This window comes from Vibrio sp. SCSIO 43136 (assembly GCF_023716565.1).
Lineage (GTDB): Bacteria > Pseudomonadota > Gammaproteobacteria > Enterobacterales > Vibrionaceae > Vibrio.
In genome coordinates this window covers 1,425,019-1,438,898 of record NZ_CP071848.1, presented here as the reverse complement: position 1 = coordinate 1,438,898, position 13,880 = coordinate 1,425,019, and the positions used below count along the sequence as shown (strand labels likewise).

The window sequence follows — 13,880 nt, the reverse complement described above, 5'->3', positions numbered from 1 at the left end:
CAGCGATGCTTTAACGCTGCATGATCTTGAACACGGAGGCGCAAACCAAAGCTGCACAAGGGTATGGTGCGACGAGCATAATAAACGATAGGAAGGAGCTCGATGAAGCTAACACTTGACCCCAAGCGGCAACAGCAATGATTATAATCCCAATAAGAACCAAGCCCCCTGTCGCAACATGGCTTAGCTTGGTCGAATCATTAGGCAATAAAGTCATATGAATAGCCGCTAAACTAAGGCTCAACGCCAACCAAAATGCAAATTCTGGGCGTTGCCACATTACCACCAGCACCACACACAGTGCACTCAGTGCCCACCAAATCATGCTACTCTCAAACAAACGCTTGAACTTTGAGCCCACCTTCGCCTGTGTTCGAACAAAGTGCCAAACGACCAGTCCACCCAATACTGCACCTAGCACGATATCTAGGAAAAACTGGTTACCCAAAATAATTGACGCAAAACCTTGTAACAATACAATCACCAGCATAGGGCTAACCAAGCGAGCCTCTGCGTAAAGGCGATATGATAACCCAAATAGGGTCACCATCACCGCAGTCGCAAGGCTTGGGGCTCCAAAACCTAGGTCCACCACGCTCGTTTGAAGCGAAGGCATATATGCCCATGGTCTAGCAATCGAAAGCCCTACTTGAGCAACAAGCGCCAAAAGTGACACGATCGAAACAGCAAAGGCGACCATGGTCGCTTCCGCTTTGGAAAATTTGGAATACAAAACGATCATTGCCACCAGCAAAAGCACAGGCGAAGCAAGAGCATCAAGTAAAATCACTACAAACTTCAACCCCTCACTTTGCAATACAAAATCTTGAAGCACGACCAGATAAGGCAGTTGCGCCGCATATAAACTTGGTGCAGCTTCGCTGGCATGCTCAATGAAGCGAACCTTGTGGTGGGTAAGATCTGGTATCGCTTTTTTGATGTGGTAAAGGTGGTAACTGTAACGATAATCCTCAACGTAATCTGGGTTTGCTAACATCACTTGGTTCATTTCTATGCCAAAATGCGGCGCAAACCAAGCTGGCACTAAATAGTGGCCATGTTCTGTCTGAGTGGTATAAGCAATCACTTCAGAATCTGAGACACAGTCGTAATAAATCGCCTTCTCGTTTCGATAAGCTTCATCACCTACTGTCACGACCAATCCAGTTTCTTCCCATGTTTCTCGCTGTGCGGCGAGTTTCGGGTCCTCGCCAGCTTCTATCGTGCCACCGGGCAGCGATAGTTTTCCAGTTAACACCTCTCGAAGCATCACGACTTGGCTATTGTCGGTAGCAATTAAACACAACGCACCTTTGGGCATTTCACTGGCTAGACTTAAGGGCGAGAAAAATAAAATCAATAGTAATAGACGTTGGATCACGAATGGGTCCTTAAACAAGAGGCTTTCTTAGGTAGTGAATGTGATTGATGAATCCGGATTTTTTGTAGAAACCAAGTGCAGGTTGATTGAAGTCCCAAGCCTCCACAAATAGCTGCTCTACACCGCAATCGATGAATGACTGCTGAATCCTATCAAAAAGTAGCTGAGCGACGCCTTGGTTACGATGGTTAGATACGACGAACATCTCATCTATGCTCCCCATTTGAACAGGCTCAACGATAGGCGACATCAACTCACAGAAGTGACCACTGATAAAACCTACTAATTGGTCAGTTTGTGCGACAAAGACAAAGCACTCAGGATGGTCTAAATATCGAGCAATACTTTTTTCTTGTTCGACATCGTGGGCCGTTTTGAACAGAGCCGGGTTAGCTTGATGATGGAAATCATGCAAGTCATACATCATTTGGTTAAGAGCTTCGAGATCATCCAACCGAGCCGCTCGAATAGTTATATCTTTCATGGTCGCTATTTTATTGTTTGATGCTTACGCCATCATACGCATAAATAAAAAAAGCCCCAACAATGGGGCTTAAATTAACGTTACTAAATGCTTTTATAGTGTGTTTTTGAATCAATCGTGGTGCAACACTCTTTCTAGTTCGTTCAAGCTGGTTGGGTCATCAATAGTTGATGGCACTGAATAAGATTCGCCATCGGCGATTTGGCGTATCACTCGGCGCAAGATCTTACCTGAGCGAGTCTTAGGTAATCGGTCCACCACTAGCGCTTGCTTGAAACAGGCCACCGCACCAATCTCCCCTCGGACTTTGCTGACCAATTGATCCTCGAGGTCGTGCTCATCCACTTGCACGCCATCTTTTAAGACCACCAAACCCAATGGCATCTGCCCTTTGAGCTCATCGTGGACACCGATCACAGCACATTCAGCAATGGCTGGATGCCCGCCAACGATCTCTTCCATTTCACCTGTCGACAAGCGGTGACCCGCAACATTAATCACGTCATCGATGCGACCCATGATGAATAAGTAGCCCTCGTCATCAAAATACCCGCCGTCTCCAGACACGTAGTAACCGTCAAATTGGCTCAAATAACCCGATTCAAACCGATCGTGATTACGCCATACCGTTGGTAAACAGCTCGGTGGTAGTGGGCGTTTTAAAGCTACATACCCTTGCTGGTTCGGCCCTACTGGCTCACCAAGTTCATTGAGCACTTCAACTTGGTAACCCGGGATCGGCTTGGTTGCGGAGCCTGCTTTGACAGGCATCAACTCTATACCTGTTGGGTTCCCTGCAATTGCCCAGCCTGTCTCCGTCTGCCACCAGTGATCAATAACAGGTTTACTGGTTTGAGTCTGCACCCACTCAAGAGTTGGCGGGTCTAAACGCTCACCTGCCATGAAGATGGTTTTTAATCCGGACAGATCGTACTTGTCGACCAACAGGCCGTCTGGGTCTTCTTTCTTAATGGCTCGGAAAGCCGTTGGCGCCGAGAATAGAGCATCAACCTTATACTCTTCACACACTCGCCAAAATGCACCCGGATCTGGTGTTTTTACTGGCTTTCCTTCGTACAAAATAGTGGTGCATCCATGAATCAGTGGTGCATAGACAATATATGAATGTCCTACTACCCAACCGACATCCGATGCCGCCCAAAACACACCATCTTGAGCAATATCATAAATAGCACTCATGGAGTATTTCATTGCCACCGCATGACCACCATTATCCCTGACCACCCCCTTAGGTTTCCCCGTGGTGCCGCTGGTGTAAAGGATATAGAGTGGATCTGTGGCTTTCACAGGCACACAGTCGTGAGGCATCGCAAACTGCTCAGCTTGGCGCCAATCTAAATCTCGACTGCCATCAAGCTCTGCGATAGATTCTTGGCGTTGCCATACCAACACTCTTTCTGGCTTCCAGCGACTGTCCATGATCGCTCTGTCAACCAGGGGCTTATACGGCAGTACCTTATTCACTTCAATGCCACAAGAAGCGGTCATGATCACTTTAGGCTCTGCATCTTCTATACGAACTGCCAGTTCATTCGGGGCAAAACCACCAAAGACCACCGAATGTATCGCCCCTAAACGTGCACAGGCTAACATCGCCATTGCAGCTTCAGGGATCATAGGCATATAAATGATGACTCGGTCGCCCTTCTCTACCCCTTGATTCGCCAACATGCCAGCAACTTTAGCCACACGTTGCTGCAATTCAAGATAGGTGTAGGTTTGTTTGGTCGATGTGACTGGCGAGTCATAAATCATCGCCACTTGATCTCCACGACCTTGTTCGGCGTGGTAATCAAGCGCAAGCCAACAGGTATTAAGCTCCCCATCGACAAACCAGCGCTCTATTCCGTTGTCATCTTTCGCCAGTATGGTTTGTGGAAATGTAAACCAATCCAGCTGCTTTGCTTGTTGCGCCCAAAATTCTTCAGGCTGTTGTTTGCTCAGTTGATATTGTTGCTCGTAGGTAGTCACAGGCTCCCCTCCATGAATCTACACTAGTGCCAAGACATCGTGAGTGCGTTTGCACCTCAAGGCAGACATGTATCGCTAGGTACACGTACCCAGCCTTCCATTAAAATTCGAGCGCTTCGGCTCATGCTCGCTTTCTCCACCACCCAACCAGTATCGCCATGAGTCGCACTTGCTCCGACTTTAAGCGACCCTGACGGGTGGCCAAAATTCACTGATTCCCTCTCACCACCTCCGGCAGCAAGGTTAACTAAAGTACCGGGGACACACGCAGCAGAAGCAATCGCCACCGCCGCAGTTCCCATCATTGCGTGGTGCAATTTCCCCATCGACAAAGCACGCACCATCACGTCAACTTCATCCGCACCTACTTGTTTACCGCTAGAGGTCTCATGAGATTGAGCCTTTGCCACAAAGGCAACTTTAGGTGTGTGTTGTCGGGTGGCTGCTTGCTCTAGCTCGTCAATCAAGCCCATCTTTAGCGCACCATGGGCACGGATGGACTCAAAAACGGCCAAGGCTTCTGGGTTGCTATTGATATCATCTTGCAGCTCTTTCCCCGTGTAACCTATCGCACTGGCATCCACAAAAATGGTCGGAATCCCAGCGTTGATCATGGTGGCGTTCAAAACACCTAACTCTGGCACTTCAAGGTCATCCACCAAATTGCCTGTTGGAAACATCGAACCGTCGCTGTCAGCAGGGTCCATGAAATCCACTTGAATTTCCGCGGCGGGAAAGGTCACGCCATCAAGCTCAAAATCCCCAACCTCTTGAACTTGTCCATTACTAATCGGTACGTGCACTACGATCGATTTGTGGATGTTAGCCTGCCAAACCTTGACTTCCACAATCCCGTTTTGTGGAATTTTGCTCTCATCAACCAAGTCACTGTGGATGGCAAACGGCCCAACCGCCGCAGACAGGTTTCCACAGTTTCCGCTCCAGTCTACAAATGCTTTATCAATCGAGACTTGACCAAAGAGGTAATCGACATCGTGACCCGGCTTATCACTCTTAGAAACAATGACAGTTTTGCTGGTACTTGATGTTGCTCCGCCCATGCCGTCTATCTGCTTAGCGTAAGGGTCAGGGCTACCAATCACTCTCAGCAGAAGTGCATCTCTTGCCTTCCCAGCAACTTGTGCCTCTTTGGGAAGATCCGCTAAATTAAAAAACACGCCTTTGCTGGTACCACCACGCATATATGTCGCTGGCACTTTCATTTGTGGTAAAAAGCTCATCACGCCCCCTTACTGCGCCAAGAAATCTTGCGCAAATCGCTGCAGCACACCACCGGCCTTATACACGCTCACTTCATCGGCAGTATCCAAACGACAAGTGACTTGTACATCCAGCTTCTCACCATTGCGTCGAGTAATAATCAACGCTAGATCAGCTCGCGGCTTGATATCCCCAACCACGTCGTAGGTCTCAGAGCCATCTAATGCCAAAGTGTTTCTATCGGTACCCGATTTAAATTCCAATGGCAGGACGCCCATGCCAACCAAGTTAGTGCGGTGGATGCGCTCAAACCCTTGTGCAACGATGGCTTCTACGCCCGCCAGTCGCACACCTTTTGCCGCCCAGTCGCGAGAAGAGCCCTGTCCATAGTCCGCACCAGCAACAATGATTAGTGGCTGTTTGCGGTTCATATAGGTTTCAATGGCTTCCCACATGCGGGTCACTTGGCCCTCTGGCTCGATACGTGCCAACGAACCTTGCACGGTTTCACCGTTTTCTTTAACCATCTCATTGAATAACTTAGGGTTAGCAAACGTTGCGCGCTGAGCCGTCAAGTGATCGCCACGGTGAGTGGCGTAGGAATTGAAGTCTTCCTCCGGCACTTCCATCTTGGCAAGGTATTCACCCGCAGCACTGCTGGCCAAGATGGCATTAGATGGAGACAAGTGGTCTGTAGTGATATTGTCGCCCAACACTGCTAGTGGTCGCATTCCGGAAAGCGTACGCTCGCCCGCTAACGCCCCTTCCCAATAAGGTGGGCGGCGAATATAAGTACTTTTTGCTCGCCAATCGTAAAGCGGATTGCTTTTCGCTAAATCGTCATCGAGTTTAAACATCTGGATGTAAACTTGATTAAACTGCTCTGGCTTAACATGTTGATTAACCACAGCATCGATTTCTTCATCGCTTGGCCATAAGTCATTTAAGTAGATCGGTTTGCCAGAGGCATCAGCACCTAGGGCATCGCGCTCGATATCAAAACGAATTGTGCCCGCCAAAGCATAAGCCACAACCAGTGGTGGAGAGGCTAAGAATGCTTGCTTAGCATAAGGGTGGATTCGGCCATCAAAGTTACGGTTACCGGAAAGTACCGCCGTGGAATAAAGGTCTCTGTCGATGATCTCTTGCTGAATCTTAGGGTCCAACGCACCACTCATACCATTACAAGTGGTACATGCATAGCCCACGATTCCAAAGCCTAGTTTTTCCAGCTCTGGCAATAGACCTGCTTCTTCTAAATAAAGTTTGGCAACTTTAGAGCCCGGAGCAAAAGAAGTTTTCACCCATGGCTGACGAACAAGACCCAGTTCATTGGCTTTTTTAGCCAACAAACCCGCAGCAACCACATTGCGAGGGTTACTGGTGTTAGTACAGGAGGTAATTGCAGCGATTATCACCGCACCATCAGGCATGGTTTCTTTGTTATTATCTGAATCTACAGGCGTCCACTCACCAGCGATACCCTGCTGAGTCAGTTCAGCCGTCGGTAAGCGGCGATGTGGATTTGACGGACCTGCTAGGTTTCGTTCGACGCTCGATAGGTCAAACTCTAGTACTCGCTCGTATTGCGCAGTTTCAAGATCGTCCGCCCAAAGGCCCGTTGTTTTAGCATAATTCTCCACCAACTCTACCTGCTGCGCGTCGCGTCCAGTCAGTTTTAGGTAGTTGATGGTTTGTTCATCGATATAGAACATGCCTGCCGTCGCACCATACTCTGGCGTCATATTTGAGATAGTCGCTCGATCACCAATAGTCAGATCTCTCGCACCTTCACCAAAGAACTCCAAATAAGCTGAGACAACTCGTTCTTGGCGTAAGAACTCTGTAATGGCTAGTACGATATCCGTTGCTGTAATACCCGGCTGTCGTTTACCTGTGAGTTTGACACCAACAATATCTGGCAGTCGCATCATCGAAGGTCGACCAAGCATTACGGTTTCAGCTTCCAAACCACCGACACCAATCGCTATCACACCGAGGGCATCAACGTGGGGCGTGTGGCTATCAGTACCAACACAGGTATCTGGGTAAGCAATGCCTTGTTTGGTTTGAATAACTGGCGACATTTTTTCTAGATTGATTTGGTGCATGATGCCGTTGCCCGCAGGGATTACGCTTACGTTCTCAAATGCGGTTTTACACCACTCAATAAAGTGGAATCGGTCTTCATTGCGACGCTCTTCAATGGCTCGGTTTTTATCAAAAGCATCTTTATCAAAGCCGCCATGCTCTACCGCCAATGAGTGATCAACAATCAGCTGAGTTTCAACCACAGGGTTCACTTTGGCAGGGTCACCTCCCTGGTCGGCAATGGCATCTCTTAGGCCAGCAAGATCGACAAGTGCAGTTTGACCAAGTATGTCATGACATACCACTCGGGCTGGATACCAAGGAAAATCTAGATCTTGCTTGCGTTCAATAAGCTGTTTAAGTGAATCGGTTAACGCTTCTGGCTCACATCGACGGACTAAGTTTTCCGCCAGTATGCGAGAAGTGTAAGGTAGTTTCTCATAGGCACCTTCTGAGATTGCATTGACCGCTTCACGGGTATCAAAATATTCTAGATTGGTGCCTGCCAGTGTTTTCTTGTACTGGGTATTGATTGAATATGTGCTCATATCTTTCATCCATGTAGGGCAAACCATAGACGTTGGAGGAAGTCGCAACGTCTTGGTGAATGAGGGTCCAACAACGAATGCTGGAGGCTAAGCGATACCCTGAGTATTTGATTTTTATTGGGTATCGCTATTTATGGCTATTTCTGATCAGCCACGCTGGTCGATTGGCAACCAATCTTGATGCTCAGGACCGGTGTAATCTGCACTCGGGCGAATGATTCGGTTGTTGGCACGCTGTTCGTATACGTGTGCAGCCCAGCCCGTCAAACGGCTCATTACGAAAATAGGCGTAAACAATTTGGTTGGAATGTCCATAAAGTGATAGGCCGATGCATGGAAGAAATCAGCATTACAGAACAAGCCCTTCTCACGTTTCATTACTGACTCTACTCGCTCTGAGACGGCGTAAAGATGCGTATCACCGACTGCGTCTGATAGCTCTTTTGACCAACGTTTGATAAGTGCATTGCGTGGGTCACTTTCACGATAAATTGCATGACCAAAGCCCATGATCTTGTCTTTGTTTTCTAGCATCTGCATGATTCCAGCTTCTGCTTCATCTGGCGTCTGCCAATTTTCGATCATGTCCATCGCTGCTTCATTGGCACCACCATGGAGAGGTCCACGCAAAGTACCAATTGCACCTGAGATACAAGAATGAATGTCAGACAAAGTCGATGCACACACGCGTGCTGAGAAGGTAGATGCATTAAACTCATGCTCTGCGTACAAAATAAGCGAACAGTGCATTACCTGCTTATGCAGCTGAGATGGGGCTTTGTCAGTCAGCAACTTCAGGAAATAGCCACCGATAGAGTCTTCACTTTGATCTTCAGTATCTATTCGAACGCCATCGTGGCTGAAGCGATACCAGTAGCAGATGATGGCTGGGAAAAGTGCCAACATTCTTTCAGTCGCATCTTGTTGCTCAGAAAAGTCCATCTCTTGTTCTAAGTTGCCCAGCATTGAACAACCGGTACGCATCACATCCATCGGGTGCGCCGAAGCTGGGATCAACTCTAGTGCTTGCTTTAGGTCCGCAGGCAGTCCACGTAACCCAACTAGGCGTGTTTTGTAGTCATCCAGCTCAGCTTGTGTTGGCAAATGGCCACGCAATAGCAAATGAGCGACTTCTTCAAACTGCGCATTCTCTGCAAGGTCAGTAATATCGTAACCACGATAAGTAAGACCTGTGCCTGTTTTACCAACAGTACATAGCGCAGTGCTACCAGCACTTTGACCACGTAATCCTGCGCCACCAAGTTTTTTATCTGACATGAGGAGTTCCTTCTCAGGTTTCAGGTGGCGTTGCCACCTGCTAGTTTCACGTTAATTGGAATATAGTTTTTATAGTGTCGACTTATTGCTTATCTTGACTAAACAGCTGGTCAAGTTTCTGCTCATAGTCGTGGTAATTTAGATAGTCGTATAGCTCAGCGCGAGTTTGCATGCTATCGACCAATGCTTCTTGGTTACCGACAGCAAGCAAGTGCTTATAGACGTTTTCAGCCGCTTTATTCATTGCTCGGAAAGCACTGAGTGGATAAAGCACCATATCGACATTGCTTTGCGCTAGCTCTTGCGTTCCATACAGCGGGGTTTGGCCAAACTCAGTAATATTGGCAAGAATTGGCACGTGTCGCCCACACGCCGATTGCAGTGCGGTTGAAAACTCTTGATATTGACCAAGCTCATTCATCGCTTCAGGGAAGATCATATCTGCGCCTGCTTCTACACAAGCAATCGCTCGTTCAATCGCACTATTCATGCCTTCAACCGCCAAAGCATCGGTACGAGCCATGATCACAAAGTCATCATTATTACGTGCATCAACGGCGGCTTTGACTCGATCAACCATCTCTTGCTGGCTCACAATCGCTTTATTCGGGCGGTGCCCACAGCGTTTTTGGGCCACTTGGTCTTCCATATGTACCGCCGCAGCGCCTGCTTTTTCCATCGCTTTAATCGTACGACCAATATTAAATGCCCCACCAAAACCAGTATCGATATCCACCAGCAAAGGGACCGACGAAGCATTAGTAATACGTTCTACATCCACCAAGACATCGTTAAGTGTGGTGATGCCCAAATCAGGTAAACCATAAGAAGCGTTAGCGATGCCACCGCCAGACAAGTAAATCGCTTGATGTCCAAGACGTTCGGCCATCATGGCGCAGTACGGGTTGATGGTGCCGACAATTTGTAGCGGATCATTTTCTTTCACGGCAAGTCTAAACTTTGCACCCGGCAATAGAGTCATGAGGCATTCTCCTTTTGCTCTTCAATTTGGTTTTGAATCAACAGGCGACTGCCTGCGATGTGGCGGCGCATCAGCATTTCTGCAAGTTCTGCATCTTTATTGCGGATGGCTTTTAAAATCTGTTTGTGTTCGTCCAACGCTTCATTAGGACGAGAGTGGGAACGCGGTGATTGGTAGCGATACATACGCAGCAGTTGATACAACTCATCACAAAGCAGTGAGACAAGTTTTGAATTGCGGCTGGCTTTAATGATGCGATAGTGGAAATCAAAGTCACCGTGTTGATGGAAGTAAGACTTCCCTTCAACTTCATCGATATGGCTTGAGTGCTTGTTTAACAATTTCTCAAGAGAAGTCAGCTCTGCATCAGTGATGTTGGTCGCCGCAAGTCTTGCCGCCATTCCTTCTAAGGCTTCACGTACACTGTAAAGTTCTACCAAATGCTCGCTAGAGATAGTGATGACTCTGGCACCAACATGGGGGATTCGCTCAATCAAGCCTAACCCCTCCAATCGCATCATTGCTTCGCGTAATGGCCCACGGCTCACAGAAAATCGTTTCGCTAACTCTGGCTCAGAAATTTTGCTTCCCGCAGGGATCTGCCCTTCGACAATGGCCTCAATCAAATACCCCGTGAGGTTTTCTGATTTAGTGTTTTCCTTCTCTAGATTGAAGTCATTCATAGCAAATTCACACATCTCGATAACGTACATTTAACATACGCCATTCAAAGGTCGAATTTCAAGCAGATTGTCGACAATTTATACCAAGGTCTAATTTGCAATCTTTGAGGCAGTTTATATAAACCAAATTAATTATTTATATTTCAATGCTTTAAATGGAATACAAGCAAATTCAAATAAAATCCACTTTATATGTTGTCAACAAACCTGCCTGAGTTTATCAGTCTAAACTCACATTACTTCCTGTGATCTAAGTCACCCACATTGAGAATCTTCGAGAGTTCTGGCGATGTTTCTCTCTCTCCTGCTTGAGAGAAATTTCGGCCGTTTTACCATCAAAAACCTTCGATAAACAGCGCGCACAAGGTAAATAAGATGACGATTTATCAGTTAGACCAGTTTGACAAAAGCTCAGATCTCCCCGAAAAAATCATCGACATCATCAATGATGTAAAACAGCGACTAAAGAACTCAGCACGAGTTGGGCACTACACCATCCGCCACTTAAACAGCTTTTACTTTATTGTCGAAGAGCAAACCAAACCGTTTGAACAAACACGCGCTGAAATCCACCACAAATTTATTGATGTGCAAATTGTTCTTGAAGGGCAAGAAACCTATGGTTTTAGCCCCATAGCCCCTTGTGCACTAGAGGAGGTAAAACTAAGAGAGAAAGATGTAGCCTATACATCACAGGTAGAGAATGAACGGTTTTATACTCTGAGTCCTAACGAGTTTATGGTCTTTTACCCAAACCAACCACATCGTCCGATGCTCGCAAAAGATACCCCTAATCGAGTAAAAAAAGCGGTAATTAAAATTGATCGTGCTTTGGTCGAGGTTTAATGATGATAGCTAATTCACTTCAACGCATTGGATTCAAAATCAAATTGCTCATTGTGGTGTTCTGTATTGTTGCGGGAACCATTACCACCTCCAACATCAGTGCTAACTACTTTATTAGCGATTACATCAAGGTAAACGAGCAAAGCCATATCGAGAGTCAACTCAACGTAATACGAGACGTGCTTTCAGAAAGTATCGAGCAAAAAATTCTACTAGCTCAAAGCTTAACGGTGAAACTAACCAATATAGAAGCACTACTGGAAAGCACTGATTTTGAACAGATCTACAAGCTTTCATACGGAATGATTTTTGATCGTCATGGCGAACTTAGCGCTTCGACGCACTCCCAAGACATCAGCGCTCGATTTGCAGCTTCAACAGATAAGCTCTCAGTTAGCAATATCTATCGACTTAATGACGCCCCTCACCTTGCAATAACAGTTCGTCACTCGGAAGGGGCTGCCGATATGTTTGTGATTAACCTAAACACCTTGACCAAAAAACTTGAAGATATGACCGTCGCAGGAAGCTTTCTAGAGCTTAAAGACCAACACCAAGCCGTGGTTTTTACCAATAAAATTGATGGCGACCTCACCGCATTTCAAAATACGATTCGCGTACATGACCATGATTGGATGCTGACAGGTTACATTGATCAACAAGCGATCCAACAAAATGTCGCCAAAATTAATCAAGGCATTACTCTTAGCCTATTGAGCGCAGCACTGGGCATTATTCCTATCAGCGTACTCATGTTGCACCTGACTATGAAACCCATTGCTTCATTGAGAGACATAGTGACCGACCTTGCCCAAGGTGATAGCGATCTTACCAAACGTCTAATTGTCCGCTCTCAAGACGATTTAGGAAAGATAAGCCAAAGTATCAATCTGTTTATCGAAAAACTGCAAACATTACTGATATCGGTTAAAGATGCTGAAAGCCAAATCAACACCCAAACGAACCAGCTTTCTCAACAGACGCAAGCTAGCCAACAGATATTGCTCAATCACACCACAGAAACCGAGCAAGCTGCGGCGGCGGTAGCGCAAATGAGCCAAAGTGCCGATGCAGTCGCTAGCAGTGCAAACGTGGCCGCACAACTCACCAACCAAGCCAGTAGTGAAGTCGAGCGCTCACACCAGGCGGTAAGTAGTGCTATCAGCAGCGTCGAAAACCTGACAATAGAAGTCGAAAAAATGGAGCACGCCGTCCACCACATGAACCAAGAGACGCAAACCATAGGAAAAGTGCTCTCTGTCATTGGCGAAATTGCTGAACAAACGAATCTGTTGGCGCTCAACGCAGCCATTGAAGCCGCTCGTGCTGGTGAGCAGGGCCGAGGTTTTGCGGTGGTCGCCGATGAAGTGCGTTCGCTTGCCGCCCGCACTCAATCTAGTACTTTTGAGATCCAAGATATGCTTGCCAAATTGCATCAAGGTAGCGAAGAGGTGGTATTCGGGATGGAAGCGACTCGAACAGGATGCCAACTTGCAAACCGGCGTACTGAGGAAGTGCGCACAGCGTTGGAAGTGGTCTCTACCTCTGTACAAGAGATCGACCAACTGGCGTCTAGCATTTCATTGGCCGCAAGCGAACAAAATACAGTGAGTGATGAGATCAATCAGATTATGAGCAAGTTACAATCCATGATTGAACAGCTCAATTATCACAGTGATTCGACTCAAGAGAGTGCTATTCACCTAAACACCACTCAGTGCCAGCTAGCAGATATAGTTACCCAATTTAAACTGCGTTAGCACCCACTATCGCAAGAGAGCTCTCATCGGCTCTCTTGCACTCATTTAGCCCAACAACTGTTTCAATCTAGTGCACGCTGGTAGCACCAAAAACTAAAATATTCACAAATAACAATAACTTAAGTTTTGGCATATCTCTTGATTAACTAAAAGAAAAATATAATTAGTTTTAATCTTCGGAGTCACAGATATGTCGGACCAACTATTTAACGCAATACTTATCGCAAAACCAATTGTAGACAAAGGCAAGTACAGTACCTCTTGTCCTGCTACAGGTCGTCATTCACACCAAAATCTTAACCAGCACTTTAAGGAGGTTCTGGTGGCATCGACTGGTCAAAGCCATCGTTCGCACCGCCGCTTCCCAAACTAATAGATCGCTATGTAAACCTTAAAACTGCTCCACAGTTTTATGCTCCCAACTCTCACCGGTCCTTCGTGGCCGGTGAACTTTATGAACAAAATGAAAGTTTTGTTGTTTATTGCCATTACGTTCTCTAACTAGCCAACCCCATTTGTTGCACTTATGTTAATCACTATCGCCTCAAGCGAGAGATAACTAAAAACCTTAGCCCCTGCTCCCAGACTTTTCGCAGTGATGGCTAACAAGGCCT

The 13,880-nt window shown here is 46.8% G+C and carries 11 protein-coding genes; 3 read left to right on the top strand and 8 right to left on the bottom strand.

What is annotated here, in order from left to right; translation table 11 throughout:
- Positions 1 to 10: 10 nt before the first annotated feature.
- The 8 genes from J4N39_RS06715 to J4N39_RS06680 all read right to left on the bottom strand — a co-directional run bounded on the left by J4N39_RS06715 (position 11) and on the right by J4N39_RS06680 (position 10,690).
- Complete coding sequence (locus J4N39_RS06715) at positions 11 to 1,381, bottom strand: bifunctional NUDIX hydrolase/phosphatase PAP2 family protein (RefSeq protein ID WP_252023325.1); 1,371 nt, start codon at positions 1,379 to 1,381, stop codon at positions 11 to 13.
- A gap of 10 nt (positions 1,382 to 1,391) precedes the next feature.
- Positions 1,392 to 1,865: a GNAT family N-acetyltransferase gene (locus tag J4N39_RS06710; protein WP_252023323.1), complete on the bottom strand. Its 474-nt coding sequence runs from the start codon at positions 1,863 to 1,865 to the stop codon at positions 1,392 to 1,394.
- Between the two features lie 111 nt (positions 1,866 to 1,976).
- Complete coding sequence (locus J4N39_RS06705) at positions 1,977 to 3,857, bottom strand: propionyl-CoA synthetase (RefSeq protein WP_252023321.1); 1,881 nt, start codon at positions 3,855 to 3,857, stop codon at positions 1,977 to 1,979.
- Between the two features lie 56 nt (positions 3,858 to 3,913).
- Positions 3,914 to 5,098 (bottom strand): 2-methylaconitate cis-trans isomerase PrpF, encoded by a 1,185-nt coding sequence (gene prpF / locus J4N39_RS06700; RefSeq protein WP_252023319.1) that lies wholly within the window; start codon positions 5,096 to 5,098, stop codon positions 3,914 to 3,916.
- A gap of 9 nt (positions 5,099 to 5,107) precedes the next feature.
- On the bottom strand, positions 5,108 to 7,717 hold the full coding sequence (gene acnD, locus J4N39_RS06695; RefSeq protein WP_252023318.1) for a Fe/S-dependent 2-methylisocitrate dehydratase AcnD: 2,610 nt from the start codon (positions 7,715 to 7,717) through the stop codon (positions 5,108 to 5,110).
- Between the two features lie 147 nt (positions 7,718 to 7,864).
- Positions 7,865 to 8,995: a bifunctional 2-methylcitrate synthase/citrate synthase gene (gene prpC / locus J4N39_RS06690; protein WP_252023316.1), complete on the bottom strand. Its 1,131-nt coding sequence runs from the start codon at positions 8,993 to 8,995 to the stop codon at positions 7,865 to 7,867.
- Positions 8,996 to 9,077: 82 nt separating this feature from the next.
- Entirely contained in the window at positions 9,078 to 9,977 is a 900-nt protein-coding gene (gene prpB, locus J4N39_RS06685) for a methylisocitrate lyase (protein ID WP_252023314.1), read from the bottom strand.
- Positions 9,974 to 10,690: a GntR family transcriptional regulator gene (locus tag J4N39_RS06680; RefSeq protein WP_252023312.1), complete on the bottom strand. Its 717-nt coding sequence runs from the start codon at positions 10,688 to 10,690 to the stop codon at positions 9,974 to 9,976. Before J4N39_RS06680 ends, prpB begins: the two co-directional genes overlap by 4 nt.
- A 345-nt stretch (positions 10,691 to 11,035) precedes the next feature.
- Between J4N39_RS06680 and J4N39_RS06675 the strand changes: the two genes are divergently transcribed.
- The 3 genes from J4N39_RS06675 (at position 11,036) to J4N39_RS06665 (ending at position 13,639) form a co-directional block, all read left to right on the top strand.
- Positions 11,036 to 11,506, top strand: coding sequence for a NanQ anomerase/TabA/YiaL family protein (locus J4N39_RS06675; RefSeq protein ID WP_252023310.1), 471 nt, complete (start codon positions 11,036 to 11,038; stop codon positions 11,504 to 11,506).
- Positions 11,506 to 13,266 (top strand): methyl-accepting chemotaxis protein, encoded by a 1,761-nt coding sequence (locus J4N39_RS06670; protein WP_252023308.1) that lies wholly within the window; start codon positions 11,506 to 11,508, stop codon positions 13,264 to 13,266. Before J4N39_RS06675 ends, J4N39_RS06670 begins: the two co-directional genes overlap by 1 nt.
- Positions 13,267 to 13,456: 190 nt before the next feature.
- The gene (locus tag J4N39_RS06665) at positions 13,457 to 13,639 is read left to right on the top strand and encodes a hypothetical protein (RefSeq protein WP_252023306.1); all 183 of its coding nucleotides are present in this window, start codon (positions 13,457 to 13,459) and stop codon (positions 13,637 to 13,639) included.
- Positions 13,640 to 13,880: the final 241 nt, after the last annotated feature.